Consider the following 420-nt stretch of genomic DNA (forward strand, 5'->3'; position numbering starts at 1 on the left):
GAGCACCTCCGGATGATGCTCCGTCAGCTCGTTCACGGTCCGGGGGACGCCCACCGAGAGGTGGATCCTGCGCTTGGCCCCGCTTTCTTCGGCCATGAACGCGTAGCTGTCCCCGTCGACGCCCGCCAGCACCGCCAGTTCGGCGTCGGACAGTCCGAACCGGGCCTGGACCCGCCCGGGATCCTCGCGCAGCACGGGCAGCAGGGTCCCGGGGGAGGCGATGACGGAGGCGAACGCCTCGCGCAGGCCCATCACCGCACCCCCGCGCTCGCGTTCGACCGCATGTCCCAGCCGGTGTCGAGGATGCCCCGGGCGTGGTCGAGTTCCGCCTGGAGCTCGCCGAAGTCGGCCGGGAAGTTCTGGTCGCGCTCCAGCAGTGTGGCGCGCACCGGTGCCCTGCCCACCAGCTGCGCGAGCAGC

At 72.1% G+C, this 420-nt stretch carries 1 protein-coding gene; it reads right to left on the reverse strand.

Translation table 11 applies throughout. The features are described from left to right. The coding region (locus G3I78_RS49150; RefSeq protein WP_164437161.1) for a hypothetical protein at window positions 1-252 on the reverse strand (252 nt) is incomplete at its 3' end. Between the last annotated feature and the right edge of the window lie 168 nt (window positions 253-420).

Origin of the sequence: Streptomyces sp. SID13726, assembly GCF_010548375.1 — a bacterium.
Taxonomy (GTDB): Bacteria; Actinomycetota; Actinomycetes; order Streptomycetales; family Streptomycetaceae; genus Streptomyces.